Origin of the sequence: Paenibacillus sp. FSL H3-0457 (genome assembly GCF_037981725.1) — a bacterium.
Classification (GTDB): Bacteria; Bacillota; Bacilli; order Paenibacillales; family Paenibacillaceae; genus Paenibacillus; species Paenibacillus amylolyticus.
This window is the reverse complement of record NZ_CP150283.1, coordinates 5,624,643-5,641,240: the sequence shown is the minus strand read 5'-3', so window position 1 is coordinate 5,641,240 and position 16,598 is coordinate 5,624,643. Positions and strand designations below refer to the sequence as shown.

The 16,598-nt window shown below is 49.1% G+C and carries 8 protein-coding genes; all 8 read left to right on the top strand.

The annotated features are described in order from the left end of the window. Window positions 1–12: 12 nt before the first annotated feature. The 8 genes from MHH25_RS25030 to MHH25_RS24995 all read left to right on the top strand — a co-directional run bounded on the left by MHH25_RS25030 (window position 13) and on the right by MHH25_RS24995 (window position 16,587). Window positions 13–1,485, top strand: coding sequence for an ABC transporter substrate-binding protein (locus tag MHH25_RS25030; protein WP_036605779.1), 1,473 nt, complete (start codon window positions 13–15; stop codon window positions 1,483–1,485). Window positions 1,486–1,562: 77 nt separating this feature from the next. Beyond that, window positions 1,563–2,492, top strand: coding sequence for an ABC transporter permease subunit (locus MHH25_RS25025; protein WP_036605780.1), 930 nt, complete (start codon window positions 1,563–1,565; stop codon window positions 2,490–2,492). A 23-nt stretch (window positions 2,493–2,515) separates the two neighbouring features. Further along, the gene (locus MHH25_RS25020) at window positions 2,516–3,436 is read left to right on the top strand and encodes a carbohydrate ABC transporter permease (protein WP_340018455.1); all 921 of its coding nucleotides are present in this window, start codon (window positions 2,516–2,518) and stop codon (window positions 3,434–3,436) included. 36 nt (window positions 3,437–3,472) lie between these two features. After that, entirely contained in the window at window positions 3,473–5,827 is a 2,355-nt protein-coding gene (locus MHH25_RS25015; protein WP_340020547.1) for a glycoside hydrolase family 3 N-terminal domain-containing protein, read from the top strand. 4 nt (window positions 5,828–5,831) lie between these two features. Then, window positions 5,832–9,056: an alpha-mannosidase gene (locus tag MHH25_RS25010; protein ID WP_340018454.1), complete on the top strand. Its 3,225-nt coding sequence runs from the start codon at window positions 5,832–5,834 to the stop codon at window positions 9,054–9,056. A 255-nt stretch (window positions 9,057–9,311) separates the two neighbouring features. Then, window positions 9,312–10,631: a glycoside hydrolase family 125 protein gene (locus tag MHH25_RS25005; RefSeq protein ID WP_340018453.1), complete on the top strand. Its 1,320-nt coding sequence runs from the start codon at window positions 9,312–9,314 to the stop codon at window positions 10,629–10,631. Beyond that, a complete protein-coding gene (locus tag MHH25_RS25000) occupies window positions 10,628–13,807 on the top strand; it encodes a beta-galactosidase (RefSeq protein WP_340018452.1) in 3,180 nt (1,059 codons plus the stop codon). Before MHH25_RS25005 ends, MHH25_RS25000 begins: the two co-directional genes overlap by 4 nt. After that, the gene (locus MHH25_RS24995; RefSeq protein WP_340018451.1) at window positions 13,804–16,587 is read left to right on the top strand and encodes an alpha-mannosidase; all 2,784 of its coding nucleotides are present in this window, start codon (window positions 13,804–13,806) and stop codon (window positions 16,585–16,587) included. The genes MHH25_RS25000 and MHH25_RS24995 overlap by 4 nt, the downstream gene beginning before the upstream one ends. The last annotated feature ends 11 nt before the right edge of the window (window positions 16,588–16,598 follow it).

Sequence of the window (16,598 nt, the reverse complement as noted above, 5' to 3'; positions counted from 1 at the left end):
AGGATCAAAGAAATGAGTAAACAAAGAAAACGCTTCTCACTCGTTCTTGCATTGTTAATGGCCGTTACACTTGTTCTTAGTGCCTGTGGAGGAAGCAAAGATGCTTCAGAATCCGGGGGAGCTGGAGATGACGCGGTAGAGTTGATCTGGTATACCATTGGTACCCCTCAGAAAGACGTCAATAAAGTGATGGAAGAAGTGAGCAAGTATACCAAAGAGAAAATTAATGCCACGGTAACGATGAAGATGGTTGACTGGGGTGACTACCCGCAGAAGATGCAGGTTAACGTAGCATCCGGTGAGCCAATGGACATTCTGTTCACTTCTTCTGGTGGATTCGATTATGTACAAAATGCCAGAAAAGGTGCATTCCTTGAACTGGATGACCTGCTTGCTGAATACGGTCAGGATCTTACCAAGACCATTGATCCTGCGTTCCTCAGCGGTTCCAAAGTAGATGGACACAATTACGGAATTCCAGCCAACAAAGAGCTGCCACAACAAGAGGTATGGCGCTTTAACCAAATGCTGGTTGATAAATACAAGCTGGACATCTCTGGCGTTCGTACGTTAGACAGTCTGGAGCCTCTGCTCAAAACAATTAAGGAAAACGAGGCGAGTGTAACACCATTTGCCATGGATAAAAACTATGTTCCTTACGTGCCTTATGACTATGTCATTCAGAATCTGCCAATGGCAATCAAGCTGGATACAACAGACTATAAGCTTGTAAACATACTGGAAACACCTGAAATGAAAGAAGCACTTACCACGATGCACAAATACTACAAGGCTGGTTATGTATCGGCAGAAGCGGCAACAACAGGTTCCACGAACGACCTGACAACATCGGGCAACTGGTTCCTGGATCGTGCACAGACTCAGCCACTCGCGGACAATCAATGGTCTGCAAGTTACGGTTATCAAGTCGTTTCAACACCTGCAAGTGAAGCAATTATAACGAATACATCTGTACAAGGTTCCATCATGGCCATCTCGGCCAACTCGGAATATCCGGAGAAAGCGATGGAATTCCTGAACCTGCTCAATACAGATCCTGTGCTGCGTAATATGGTGGACTCCGGTATTGAGGGCACACACTACAAAAAAGTGGATGACACACATATGGAAAATCTGCCTGAATCGAAAAACTACGATATGCCTTCATACTCCCTTGGGAACAACATGCTGCTCTATCTGAACAGCAATGACCCGGATAACAAATGGGATGAGTTCAAGAAGTTTAACGCTGAAGGTGTCAATTCCCCGATCCTCAGCTTTAACTTTGATGCAAGCAATGTATCGTCCGAACTGACGGCGGTACAGAACGTGAAAGAGCAATATTGGGCAGCACTGATGACAGGTACACTGGACCCGGCAGCCAATCTGGATCAAGTGATTGAGAAGTTCAATCAAGCCGGACTGGAGAAAGTAATGGCTGAAGCCCAAAGCCAGCTGGATGCCTGGAGAGCGGAAAACAAGTAACAGTACATCGTAAGGATCGGGCGGCTGCTTATCGCGTCCGGTCCTTTTTCATTCAAGCCTGAAGGAGGATCTCCACAATGACTACATTTTTGAAAAACCTGATTAGAAACCGAGTCATGTTGCTCATGGTGCTACCAGGCGCCATCTGGTTCTTCTTCTTCTCCTACTTACCACTTGTGGGCACAGTGGCTGCTTTCAAAGAATACCGATTCAGCCGTGAAGGGTTCTGGGCAAGTCTGATGAAGAGTGAATGGGTTGGCTGGGACAATTTCAAATTCCTGTTCAGCACAAGTGACGCATGGCTCATTACACGCAACACCCTCTTTTATAACATCGCCATTATCTTCCTGGGACTGGTATTTGCTGTGGCATTGGCAATCCTGCTCTCGGAACTAGTGAATAAACGACTCGCCAAACTGTATCAAACCGGTATGTTTCTGCCGTATTTTCTATCCTGGGTTATCGTTGGTTACTTCGCATTCAGCTTCTTGAGCATGGATCGCGGGATGTTGAATCAGATTATCGGCTGGTTTGGGATGGAACCAATTCAATGGTACTCCGAGGCGAAATATTGGCCGTATATTCTGGTATTCGTAGCGCTATGGAAAACCATAGGTTATAGCAGCGTTGTCTATCTGGCTTCCATACTGGGGATTGATAAATCACTGTATGAAGCAGCCATGATTGATGGAGCAAGCAAATGGCAGCAGATTCGCAATATTACGATTCCGTTGCTGTCGCCCATCATCACGATTATGACCTTGCTGGCCGTAGGCCGCATTTTCTATGCCGACTTTGGACTCTTCTATCAGGTGCCAAGGGATTCGGGTACGCTTTATTCCGTGACAAATGTTATTGATACGTATGTATATCGAGGTTTGAAAACTAGTGGTGAGATCGGCATGAGTACAGCAGCGGGATTGTATCAATCCGTGGTGGGCTTTGTGCTTGTTATTATCTCCAACTATGTTGTTCGCAAAGTAGATAAAGACAGCAGCCTATTCTAGGACAGGGAAAGGAGTGAACCACTATGGCTCAAGCAGGGCTTGTTAAAAAACGCGACTTCCACCACGTATCCAACGGCTGGAACGTGATCATGAACATCATCGCAGGTCTATTCGCTCTGATCTGTGTATTTCCTTTTATATTTGTAGTCATCATCTCGTTTACAGACGAGAAAGCACTGGCCCGTGATGGGTATCGTCTGATTCCGGCAGAATGGAGTCTCGCGGCATATCAGTTTGTCTGGCAGAGTGGGGACACGCTGCTGCGGGCGTATGGAGTTACCATCTTGGTGACGGTACTTGGTACCATCATCAGTCTGATTCTCATGTCGCTGTATGCGTATGCGGTTTCCCGCAAGAGCTTCAGATATCGGAGATTTTTCTCCATCTTTGCAATTCTTACCATGCTGTTCAACGGCGGGATGATTCCAACCTATATGGTCGTATCCCAGCTGCTTGGAATGAAAGATACGTTATGGGCACTGATTCTGCCGCTGGCGATGAACGCCTTCTATATTATGATCCTGCGTACATTCTACTCCACCAGTGTACCGGATGCAGTCATTGAATCGGCGAAGATTGATGGCGCCGGTGAGTTCTATACCTTTATGAAAATCGTGGTTCCACTTTCCTTGCCGGGACTGGCAACCATCGGGTTGTTCAGTACACTCGGTTACTGGAATGATTGGTTCAATGCGCTGTTATATATCGATAATCCGAATCTGGTACCGCTGCAATCCATGCTGATGCGGATTGAGTCGAGCATCCAGTTTATCCAGCAGAACTCTGCTAACAGTTCGATGAGTCTGGCAGCCATGCAGTCCATTCCGCAGGATACGTCCCGAATGGCGATGGTTGTGCTTGCTACGTTGCCGATTATATTCGCCTATCCGTTCTTCCAGCGTTATTTCGTACAGGGTCTGACGGTGGGCGCGGTCAAAGAATAACCGGATCACGTTATAGGATTGGAGAGATGCAGATTGATGACTTATAAGGACCAAAGCAAATCCTTAGAGGAACGGGTACAACACCTGCTTAGCCTGATGACTACGGAAGAAAAGGTAGGTCAACTTACGCAGCCATTTGGCTGGCAGACATATACGAATGATCAAGGGAACATCACGTTAAACGAATCCTTTAAACAGCAAGTGGAAAATGGGGGCGTCGGCTCCCTCTATGGTGCACTTCGCGCAGATCCGTGGACGGGCGTTACGCTGGAAAATGGACTATCCGCCAGAGAAGGCGCTGAGGCGGTCAATCTGATTCAACGTTATGCAATAGAACATTCCAGACTGGGGATTCCCATTCTGATCGGGGAAGAGTGCTCGCATGGTCATATGGCTATTGACGGAACGGTCTATCCTGTCCCTCTTTTACTGGGGAGCACCTGGAATGTGGATCTGTATCGGGAGATGTGCCGGGCAGTAGCACGGGAGACACGTGCTCAAGGTGGTGCGGTCACCTATTCTCCGGTACTGGATGTTGTGCGTGATCCGCGCTGGGGACGTACGGAGGAATGTTTCGGTGAAGATCCGTTTCTCATTGGAGAGCTGGCAGTTGCTTCCGTAGAAGGGCTTCAGGGTGAAAGTCTTGACCGTGGAGATACAGTAGCGGCAACGCTGAAACATTTTGTTGGTTATGGCAGCTCAGAAGGCGGACGTAATGCAGGGCCTGTACATATGGGCTGGCGCGAGCTGCTGGAAGTGGATCTCTATCCATTCCGCAAAGCGGTGGAAGCGGGCGCTGCGTCGATCATGCCAGCATATAACGAAATTGATGGCACGCCTTGCACCGTGAATACGGAATTGCTGGAAGATGTTTTGCGTAAGGATTGGGGCTTTGACGGTCTGGTCATTACGGATTGTGGTGCGATCAACATGCTGGCAAGTGGGCATGATGTGGCGGCAGATGGAATGGAAGCTTCCGTACAGGCGATTGAGGCAGGCATCGATATGGAAATGTCCGGTGAGATGTTTGGGCAATATCTGGTGCAGGCGGTGGCAGAAGGCAAGCTTGATATGCAGGTTCTGGATCAGTCTACCTCTCGCGTGCTGGCGTTGAAGTTCAGACTGGGCTTATTCGAACAGCCTTATGTGGATGCCGATCGGGCAGCAGAAGTAATTGGAAGTGAAGCGCATATTCAACTGGCACGCCAGTTGGCTGCGGAAGGGGTTGTACTTCTCAAAAATGAGGCTGACACGTTACCTCTCTCGTTAGCAAATGTGGGCCGGATTGCCGTGATCGGCCCAAATGCGGATCAGGCCTACAATCAACTGGGCGATTACACATCTCCGCAACCGAAGTCGAAAGTGGCGACGGTACTGGATGGGATTCACAGTAAGCTGGCTAGTCATGTGGATGGGCAAACGGAGAAGAGTTCTGTTGGTGCTTTGACTGGTGACAGCAGTACAGATCAGGTTCTTTATGCACCAGGCTGCCGGATCAAAGGTGATTCGAAAGAAGGATTCGAGCGTGCGATCGAAGTTGCCAGTCAAGCGGATACGGTCATTATGGTGGTTGGCGGCTCCAGTGCACGTGACTTTGGAGAAGGAACAATTGATCTGAAGACGGGGGCTTCCAATGTGTCGGATAACTCCTGGAATGATATGGAGTGTGGCGAAGGGATCGACCGGATGACGTTGGGTCTTGCCGGAGTACAGTTGGAACTTATTCAGGAGATTCACAAGCTCGGCAAGAAACTTGTCGTTGTTTACATTAATGGTCGTCCCATCACTGAACCTTGGGTGGATGAACATGCCGATGCGATTCTGGAGGCGTGGTATCCGGGTCAAGAGGGCGGTCGTGCCATTGCAGATATTTTATTCGGTGATGTGAATCCGTCAGGCAAATTGACGATCTCCATTCCGAAGCATGTCGGCCAATTACCGATCTATTATAACGGCAAACGTTCCCGAGGCAAACGTTACCTCGAAGAGGATCTGGAGCCACGTTATGCATTTGGATACGGACTTAGCTATACCACATATGAGTACAGTGAACCGCAGCTGAGTGCTGCGTCCATGACAGCTGGTGATTCAGTTACGGTATCGGTGAACGTGACCAACACCGGCCGTTATGCAGGTGCAGAAGTTGTACAGATGTACATCTCTGACGTGGTCAGCTCACTAACTCGTCCGGCCAAGGAACTGAAGGGGTTTGCAAAAGTGAACCTGGAGCCGGGAGAGACACAGACCGTGGAATTCCACATAGGGGCCGAGCAGCTGCAGTATATTGGTCGTGATTTGAAGCCTGTCGTTGAACCAGGACAATTCCATATTCATATCGGCAGCAGCGTAAACGATACGCAAATAGCCGAACTGACCGTAAGGGAGGCGTAAGACGTTGGAACGTATCAGACGATTTATTCGCGAGTTGTCCGAACATCAGTGGCTGGAGCAATTACAGCTGCGCAGCTGGGACATTACCCGCGCTTATTATAATGTGCCAGGACAGTACGAGGATCAGGGTGAGTACCCCGAAGGGCAAGATTTTGATCGTTTTCCGAGCAAACAGGGAACGACTTATTTCTTTAGAACACGTTTGGAGATTCCTGCTACATGGCAGCAAACACCTTATGGGCTTGTATTTGAGACAGGCGGAGAAGGCTTGCTTCGGGTAAATGGGCACTCTTATCAGGGCCTTGACCGCAATCATACCTACGTCACGCTTGATCCATCCAAAGTCGGAAACGCTCCAGAACTGGAGATCGAGATGTTTGATCCGGTACCTGAACCTGTAGACCCGTTGAATCAACAGGCGGTTATTCAGCCACCGATCACATCAATTACGAGCCTGCTGGTGAGACCCAATGAAGCGGTTCGTAGTCTGATGTATACCGTCATTATTGTGCGTGATTCGGCTGTGTTGCTACCGGAAAGTGACTTTCGGCGGGTTCGCCTGTTAGAACTGGTATATCGTGCGATGGATCAATTTGTAGGCATGTCAGCAGAAGAGATTGAGCAGGGTGAGGGTATTCGTCAGATTGAGAATAATTTGAAGCATCATGTGCGTGAGATTGGCGGAAACGCGGAAGGTCTGGAGCATATGGTGGGACAGTCCCATATTGATATTGCCTGGCTGTGGCCTGTACGTGAGACGGTACGCAAAACGAGCCGTACTTTCTCCACCGTGGATGCACTCATGAATGAATATCCGGACTATGTTTATTCCCAGAGCCAACCCTTATTATATGCGTTTCTGAAGGAGCATGATCCCGAGCTGTATGCACGGGTGAAGCAGCGGATTGTAGAAGGTCGCTGGGAACTGGTTGGAGGTATGTGGGTTGAGCCGGATCTGAACATCCCAAGCGGGGAGTCCCTGATTCGCCAGATGTTATATGGTCAGCGTTTCTATATGGAGGAGTTTGGCAAAACATCACAGATTGAATGGTTGCCGGATACGTTTGGGTATTGTGCCTCCCTGCCACAGATTTTGAAGCATGGCAATGTGGAATATTTCATGACAACAAAGCTCGGATGGAACGACACAAATGTGTTTCCATACGATCTCTTCCACTGGGTGGGCATTGACGGCACACCGATCCTGTCTTACCTCAATCATGGTGTTAACGAGCATACGTTGCCGAAGGACATTCATGATCACTGGCAGTCCTACCGTGAGAAAGCGGCTCATCCGGAGCATATGCTTCTATACGGACACGGAGATGGCGGCGGTGGCGTAACACGCGAGATGCTGGAGTATGTGGATCGCGCAGACCTGATGGTTGGACAGCCTGCGAGCCGTTATAGCACAGCTGGAGCTTTCTTTGCCGGAATTGAAAAGGAGCAACCTGTACTTCCGAAGTGGCATGGCGATCTGTATCTGGAGTTACATCGGGGAACCTACACGACCCATGCGCGCAATAAGCGCAACAACCGGAAAGCGGAGGTTTTGTATCGAGAAGCTGAGCTGTGGAACACACTCGCTCTGCCAGATATGGAGGCGAATACCGAAGCTGAAGTGCGTTCGAATCTGCATGAGGGCTGGAAATTAATTTTGCTGAATCAATTTCATGATATTATTCCGGGCTCGGCAATTACGGAGTCCTACGTCACTTCGAATGAGGAATATGTACAGGTATTTGAATTGGGCAGAACCGGACTGGATCAAGGCATTGCAGCATTGACAACGGGTATCAACACAGAGGGACCGGAAGGTTCATTAGCCTATGTTGTATTCAACAGCCTGGGCTGGAAACGGAGTGCAGTCGTTCAACTTCCTGTGCAGGATGGCTTGGATCGCTACGGCATCGATGAAAAAGGCCAGCGCTTGCGGATGGATCGGGAGGATGGCAGCATGTCTATTCTCGTGACAGACATTCCGGCGTTTGGATATAAGACGATTTGGCTGGTACCGGAAAATACAAGGGAAACGAATGTACGGGAAATGAAGAACCTTGCCGCACAAACAACCTTTAATGATACATGGGATACCGCCTTTTATCATGTGCAATTCAATGAACGTGGGGAGATCATCCGCCTGTGGGATAAAACCGCAGAGCGTGAGATGCTGAAGCCGGGTGAACGAGGAAATCAACTTCACTTCTTCCACGATCGTCCAACGCTTTGGGATGCATGGGATATCGACAGTCGTTATGAAGAACAGATTGCTGGCGAAGTGGAACTTTTGGAGAAAAAGCTGGTGCTTGCGGGTTCAACGAAAGATGTCCTGCGCTTCCGCTGGAAGCTACATCAATCGGAAATCACACAAGATATCGTCTTTTATCATGACTCACGGCGAATTGACTTCCAAACACAGGTGAACTGGAACGAAAATCACAAACTTCTGAAAGTTGGTTTCCCGATTGATGTGGTGACCTCCAAGGCCACATTTGAGATTCCATTTGGCACACTGGAACGTCCAACACATCGCAACACAAGCTGGGAACAAGCGCAGTATGAAGTCTGTGGACATCGCTTCGCGGATGTGTCCGAATATGGATACGGCGTGAGCCTCCTCAATGACTGCAAGTACGGGTATGACGTGCAGGGAAGCACCATTCGTTTGTCCTTGCTGCGTGCTCCAAAATGGCCGGATCGCACAGCCGATCTGGGAGAACATGAATTCACCTATTCCCTCTACCCACACGAAGGAGACTGGCGAACAGCACACACCGTACGTCAGGCTGCCGAGTTAAATCATGAGGTGACGGTACAGCAGGTGAACCAAGTGCATCAAAAGGGTCAGATACAACAAGTGCAGCAGATAGAGCAGGTACAGCAGAGGGAAGAAGTACAGCAAAGCACAGGGACTGGAGTCGATCCAATTGCAGATGCAACTGCAAATGCGGCACCTGTACGTCCAGCAACAGGCTCCTGGATTAACTTTAATAGTAATCACGTCATTCTCGATACGGTCAAAATGGCAGAGGATGGGCACGGAACAGTCCTTCGTTTCTATGAATCGTCAGGCAAACGCGAAAACATCACATTGCAATGGCCACATGCCTTTGAACAGGCGTATCACTCCAACGCACTGGAAGAACCGGTCCAACCACTGGCCCATACCAATGGCCAGATCACACTATCTTTTAAACCTTACGAAATACAAACCGTGCTACTGCGGTAAACCTTTTTGAAATATTTTTGAGCTATACATGTTCTACTAAAAATTCACACGTTAACGGAGAGGACAGAAAGAATTCGAAGAAGCGAAGCGTTCGCCTTTATCCCCAGATTTTACCCTTTAGAAAAGGGAATCAAAAAAATCTGGGGATAACAGCGATCGGAGGATATTTCTGACCGCGCAGTGGTCCCGTGTAAATTTTTTGTTTCATCCTGTATAGCTACACCATTCAATTTGTTTAAGGAGTTGCACTCATCCATGGAACAGTTCAGATTACCCAAAATACCCATGCCACCTGTTGCTTTGCCACAATCCATTCAGGCCGTGCTCGAAGAAGCAGAACAGAAACTGGCTCACCGACCGAAGCTGCTTCAATTATTCAAAAACTGCTTCCCCAATACCATCGAAACAACAACCAAGTTGATGGAGGATGGCACTACGTTTGTGATCACAGGAGATATTCCGGCTTCCTGGCTGCGTGATTCCGTGGAGCAGGTGGTACATTACATTCCGTTTGCAAAAGAAGATGAGGACCTGCAACGCATTATTGGTGGGCTGATTAAACGTCATATCCAGTATGTTCACATCGATCCGTATGCCAATGCTTTCAATGAGACGGCCAACGACTGGCACTGGAACACCACGGACGAAACCGAGATGTCACCTTGGGTGTGGGAGCGTAAGTTTGAGATCGACTCATTATGTTTTGTTGTACGCCTGGCGTATTTATATTGGAAGGAAACCGAGCTGACTGACATTTTCGATTCCAGCTTCAAAGCAGCGATGCGTAAAATCGTGGACCTGTTTAAAGTCGAACAGCATCACATGGAACAATCTCCATATCGCTTTACTCGTAATAACGGTATCCCAACAGATTCCCTGCGCAATCACGGAAGGGGTATGCCAGTCAACTACACGGGTATGATCTGGTCCGGTTTCCGTTCCAGTGATGATGCGTGTGATTTCCACTACAATATCCCTGGCAACATGTTCGCGGTTGTAGCTCTGCGTCAAATGCAGGAGTTTGCCGAGTGGGTGTTCCGGGATATGGAACTTTTGCAGGAATTGAAGGATCTGGAGCAGGACGTGGATCACGGCATTCAGTTGTACGGGATTTATCGTCATCCGGAATTTGGACCAATCTATGCGTACGAGACGGACGGTTATGGCAACCACTGTCTCATGGACGATGCGGGTACACCGGGGCTCATATCCATTCCATATCTCGGTTACGTCACAGCGGATGATCCGATCTACCAGAATACGCGCCGCTTCGCTCTGAGCAAAGAGAACCCATTCTATTATGAAGGCAAGGTTGCCAAAGGAATCGGTAGCCCGCACACCCCGCCGAATTATATCTGGCATATGGGCTTGTCCATGCAAGGACTGACTGCGCAGTCTTCCAAGGAGAAACTGGAGATTATTCGCATGCTTGAAGCGACAGATGCAGATACAGGTTATATGCATGAAGGCTTCCATGCCGATGATCCAACGATTTTTACACGAAAATGGTTTGCATGGTCCAACAGCCTGTTCTCCCAGTTGGTCTATAGATCCATGAAGGATGGCCTGTTATGAGTATGCAACCTCATGATAAAAAGCTGATAATCTTCGCTGATCCTGCGTTTCCATTGGATGGTGCTTTTCCAACTGAACAGGCTCTGAATACATGGAAAGCAGTCAAAGAGATCACCGTTGTAAACGCCGAAGAACTCGCAGAGGTTTTGAAGACCACAGCAGGTGAAGGATGTCTGGTCAATCTGCATGCACTCTATTTTCCCAAGTCCGCCTGGACGGAGATTGCAGCTTACTTGCATCAGGGCGGAAGCCTGATCAGTGTGGGGGGCGCACCCTTCAAACGTCCGGTTCGATATGAAAATGGGGCATGGGTTGTAGAGTCCGAGCAGACCGCGTATCATCAGGAACTCTATATTCATGAGGCACTGAACGTATCTTCTGCCAATGTGCAATCGTACACTTCATCCGAACAGATCCCGCTTCTCACTGGGAAAGAGGGGCTGTTTGAGAAGGCAGATACATGGAATTTGGTTCCACATACAACCAAAACAAGTGATCTGCCCCACCAGATGGGGTCATCAGGACCGATGAGTACGCAGATTTATCCATTGCTTCGTGGCATGAGTAAAGACGGGCGCAGTGTCGCCGCTCCGGTCGTTCTGTGGGAAAACTCGCGCGGGACTTTCGTAGGTTCACGCTGGATGTTTGTACATCTGCCGCTGACCACCTCATTCTGGACGCAGGATGGCGCTGCCGAGATTGTGAAATGGGCGCAATTCTGTGCGCAAGGTGTAACTGAGTTATCCCTCAAAACGAATTATGCTTCGTATGAGCCAGATGAGCGGGCTGTACTCACACTTCAAGGTCAGATTTTACAGCGAGCAGGCAACAGACTTACCGAGTCCGAGCTGTGGGCATTCGACATAACAGTCGAGCATGAAGATCGCACAAGTGGCACGACGGAGAAGGTATGGAGCCATCGACTGGAGATGGAACTTTCCGGTGAGCAGCGTTTCGAACGTATACTTCTCCCGGTATCCATTGAAAGTGGGCTGTATCGGATCGTATGCCACGCGCAGGCTCCTGACGGTGAAGTTCGGACCTTGCGTCAAGGCTTCTGGGGACAGGATGCTGCACTGCTGGCAGAAGGGGAAGTGATTACCCGCAGCAGGGATTATTTTGTAAAAGACGGACGTCCTCTCCCAGTTGTGGGCATGACCTACATGACCTCCGATGTGGCACGGAAATTTCTGTTTCTGCCGAATGCGGATGTTTGGGACCGAGACATGGCCCAGATGGCAAACGCCGGCATCAACTGGATTCGGACAGGAATCTGGACCGCCTATCGCAACATGATGCAGGTAGACGGACATATGGCAGAGGATGTGCTTCGTGCCATTGATGCATTTATTTTAACGGCGAAACGCCACGGCTTACAGGTCACGTTCACTTTCTTCTCCTTTACACCAGAGACATGGGAAGGCACGAATCCGTATTTGGACCCGCAGAGTGTCGAAGCACAGAAACGTTTCATCCGCAGCATCGTCAGTCGTCACACGCATACAACACATGTGGACTGGGATCTGATTAATGAGCCATCGATGTTCGATCCAGTACGTATCTTCTCAGCTGGCCCACGCTCGGCGAGGGATTCGTATGAACAGCAGGCTTATATCGCTTGGCTTCAGCAGCGTCATGAGACGATTGAAGCGTTGCAGGAGGCATGGAACATGTCGCCGAAGCAGCTCCCCAACTTTGCAGCCGCAGTGATCCCGGAGGCGCAAGAGATTAATTTTGATGTACAGGATATGCACAAGGCCAAAAAGGGAACACGCTGGCTCGATTACTGTCTCTTCTCTATGGAGATGCACAATGTTTGGGCAAGAGAGCTGGTAGGTACGATCAAGGATCTGGTACCGAATCATCTGGTCACTGTGGGACAGGATGAAGCCCTTGGTGCACAGCGTCCTTCGCCGTTCTTCTATGAACGTGAAGTGGACTATACAACCGTGCACTCCTGGTGGTTGAACGATGATCTGATATGGGATGGCATTTTCGCCAAAACGCCATATAAACCAAATCTCATTCAGGAGACGGGCATCATGTATGTGGAAACCCCGGATGGGCGAGCCAAACGTACGGAAGAAGAGCTTCGTGGCATTCTCGAACGCAAGTACGCCTATGCTTTCTCGACAGGCGGCGCTGGCGCCGTGCAATGGATCTGGAACACCAACTTCTATATGGATAATGCCAATGAGTCCCATATTGGGGCCCTTCGTGCAGATGGTACGGAGAAACCCGAGGCGGATGTGTCTTATGATTTTGGCCGATTCATGGATGGCATTCGTGATCTCTTTGAAGACCGCGATCTGGAGGATATTGCAGTGGTGTTCCCGTATTCCAATGACTTCTCCAACCGTGCCCTCGCCTATGATGCCACAACAAAGCTTACTCGCGTAATGTCTTATGATCTAAAAATTCCGTTCCGTGCGTTATCCGAATATCATCTGGAAGCGTTGGAGCAGCAACCACCGAAGCTGATTATCGTACCGAGTCCGCACAATATGGAGAGCGATGCACTTCAACAATTGCTCACGTTTGCGGAGAAGGAAGGCACGAGCCTGCTCATTACAGGGCCGCTGGGACTGGACGCATACTGGAAGGCAACTGACCGGGCCGATCATATCGTAGGTAAACGCAGTCTGGGTAACGTACAGCGGGAAGAACTGCTGAATATTAACGGCGTGAATCACCGGGTGACCTACGGACGGCGTCGTATCGCCGAGGTGGCAAAGGAGACGTTGCTTCATGGAGATAATGGTACAGCAGATGAAGTACACGTTCTGCCTTTGGGTAAAGGGAAATTAATCTGGACTCCACTTCCGCTCGAGTTAAATGGACGGGACGAGCCACTTGCTGAATTGTATCGTTATGCAACCGAGATTTCGGGCATCGAACTGGAGTTGGAATGGATATCTGGCGGAGATATCGCAGGGATCTATGGACGGAAGCTGAGTTTTCCAAAAGGAAATATGTATGTATTTGTATCGGAATTTGCCTTGAACCATGAAGTTCACGTGAGAGATCAACGTACAGGTGTATCGTATGCGTTCCAACTGGAGAAAAATCGTTCGGTGCTGTTTGCCACGGATGCTTCCGGAAAGCTGACTGCGGTGTATCGCCCTGATGAGGTTGAGATTGTACAACAAGATGAAAGAGGTGGGATAACACGATGACCAAAAAAAAGAGAGCACATATTATTTCGCATACCCACTGGGATCGGGAATGGTACTTGCCGTATGAGAAGCATCATATGCGTCTTATTCAGCTCGTCGATTCACTGTTGGATCAGCTTGATGAGGGATCGGACTATAAAAGCTTTTATTTGGATGGACAAACGATTATTATCGATGACTATCTTCAGGTTCGACCGGAGCAGAAGGAAAGACTGGAGAAGCATATCCGCAATGGGCGGATTGTGATTGGACCATGGTACATTTTGCAGGATGCGTTTCTGACGAGCGGAGAAGCCAATGTGCGCAACATGCAGGTTGGACATAAGGACGCCAAACGTTACGGCACCCCTTCGAAAATTGGTTACTTTCCCGATACATTTGGATTGGTCGGGCAGACTCCACAGCTGATGCAACAATCAGGCATTGATAATGTGTTTTTTGGACGTGGTGTGAAGCCGACGGGATTTAACAATACGGTATCGGATGCCGGATATGAATCAAGCTTCTCGGAGCTGATGTGGGAAGGACCAGACGGATCAAAAGTACTCGGCGTATTGTTTGCCAACTGGTACTCCAACGGAAATGAAGTTCCTGTAGACGAGGAATCGGCCCGCAAGTTCTGGGAAACCAAGCTTGCAGATGCCGAGAAATATGCATCGACCAATGAGTTGTTGTACATGAACGGATGTGATCACCAGCCGATTCAGCGAGATCTGCCAGAAGCGATTCGCATGGCTGAACAATTACATCCCGATATCGAGTTCATTCACTCCAACTTTCCGGATTATCTGGAAGCTTTGAGAGCATCGTCTGAACATGAACTGTCCACGGTCAAATGCGAATTGCGCAGTCAGCGTACCGATGGCTGGGGAACTCTGGTGAACACCGCCTCGGCTCGTGTGTATCTGAAACAGATGAACCAGCTGGGCCAGACTATGCTGGAAAAAGTGGCTGAACCCCTGGCATCCTACGCCTATCTGCTTGGACATGCCTATCCACATGATCAACTGACGTATGCCTGGAAAACGCTGATGCAAAATCATCCGCATGACAGCATCTGTGGATGCAGCGTGGATGAGGTGCATCGCGAGATGGTGACACGGTTTGATAAGAGCCGTCATGTAGCAGAGGCTTTAATTGAAGAGAGCACCAGCCAGATTACTACAGCTGTCGATACCTCCATATTTGAGCGTTACGGCGAGCAGGCTCGACCTGTTGTGGTATTTAATACAACGGGTTGGGAACGCAGCGGTGTAGTTCAGATGGAACTGGACGCGGCTCGGTTGTATTTCCGGGATGGACATACGTTGGAAGAGATGGCGACGCAGATGAAAGCCGTTGACCTGTCAGACCGCGTACTTGTAGATGAAAATGGTAACCACATTCCATGTACGGTGGAGGATCTGGGTCTGCAATTCGGCTATGATCTGCCGGATGATCGCTTCCGCCAACCGTATAGTTGTCGGCGAGTACGTATTCGTTTTGAAACAGAAAATGTAGCTGCATTTGGACTAAAAACCTATGCATTGGTCAACTTTGTGGATCATTCAAAGAGTGGCTCTCCATCGAAAATAAATACCTTGTTGCGTGGTGAACGTGGCATGGAGAATCAATATTTGATCGTCACGATTGCAGACAACGGTTCATTCACACTCACAGATAAACGGACAGGCCGGACTTACAAGGACCTTGGCGTATACGAAAATGTGGGCGATATAGGCAATGAATACATGTTCAAGCAGCCAGAGAACGAAGTGGCGCGGACAACTGAAGTACTTCAGGCTGAGATTCGAATCCTTGAGGATACATCATACTTGGCCTCGTTCGAAGTGATTCATCATTGGGAAATACCGGAGTCTGCGGATGAGATGCTGGATCAGGAACAGCGAGAACTGATTTATTATCCACATCGCAAAGCCCAGCGTTCAACGAAGATGATTCCGCTCCAGATCCGCACGGTTGTATCGCTTAGTCGTAGTGGAAAAGGAGTGCAAATAGAAACAACCTTTAACAATCAGGCGAAGGATCACCGGGTACGTGCTCTTTTCCCAACCGATCTGGTATCTGGGGTTCATCATGTGGATTCCATGTTCGAAATTGCAACACGTGATAACAAGCCTGCACCGGAGTGGCAAAATCCAAGCAATACACAGCATCAACAGAATTTTGTGGATGTGAGTGAAAAGAACGCCGGATTGGTCGTTGCCAATCTGGGCCTGAATGAATATGAAGTCCTTCAGGATGGTCGCAACACCATCGCCGTTACGCTGCTTCGTGCTGTGGGCGAACTTGGAGACTGGGGTTTGTTCCCGACACCTGAAGCACAATGCCTTGGTGAACATACATTTAAAGTCGAGATCATTCCCCACGATGGCAATGGTGCAGCATCAGGTGCATATATCGAGGCTTATCAGTTCCAGGTTCCTTGGACGCTGGCACAAACCGAAGTACACACGGGTTATCTGACACCTAACAACACACCGTTTGCATGGCAAGGAGACGGCTTGGCTTTTTCTTCACTCAAGGTGAATGAAGATTCCGGTGATGTGATGCTCCGCTGGTTCAATATGACCACCGAATCCGTCACGTTGAAGCTTGCTGCATCGCAAGCGAATCCACAGCCATTCGAAACGGCGTACAAGAGCAACATCCTGGAGGAGGAGGGCGAAAAACTTCATTCCCACAGCATAGAAGAGGCATCAACATTATCATTTGCCAGCAAGGAATGGAACATACAGACAGGTTCATGCGAGATCGTTACTGTCGGCTTGCGCCGCTGATAAAAGTTGTT

Excerpts from the sequence above, each read along its gene's own strand:
- MHH25_RS25030 (WP_036605779.1), top strand. The coding sequence starts at position 13 with ATGAGTAAACAAAGAAAACGCTTCTCACTCGTTCTTGCATTGTTAATG.
- MHH25_RS25025 (WP_036605780.1), top strand. The coding sequence starts at position 1,563 with ATGACTACATTTTTGAAAAACCTGATTAGAAACCGAGTCATGTTGCTC.
- MHH25_RS25020 (WP_340018455.1), top strand. The coding sequence starts at position 2,516 with ATGGCTCAAGCAGGGCTTGTTAAAAAACGCGACTTCCACCACGTATCC.
- MHH25_RS25015 (WP_340020547.1), top strand. The coding sequence starts at position 3,473 with ATGACTTATAAGGACCAAAGCAAATCCTTAGAGGAACGGGTACAACAC.
- MHH25_RS25005 (WP_340018453.1), top strand. The coding sequence starts at position 9,312 with ATGGAACAGTTCAGATTACCCAAAATACCCATGCCACCTGTTGCTTTG.
- MHH25_RS25000 (WP_340018452.1), top strand. The coding sequence starts at position 10,628 with ATGAGTATGCAACCTCATGATAAAAAGCTGATAATCTTCGCTGATCCT.
- MHH25_RS24995 (WP_340018451.1), top strand. The coding sequence starts at position 13,804 with ATGACCAAAAAAAAGAGAGCACATATTATTTCGCATACCCACTGGGAT.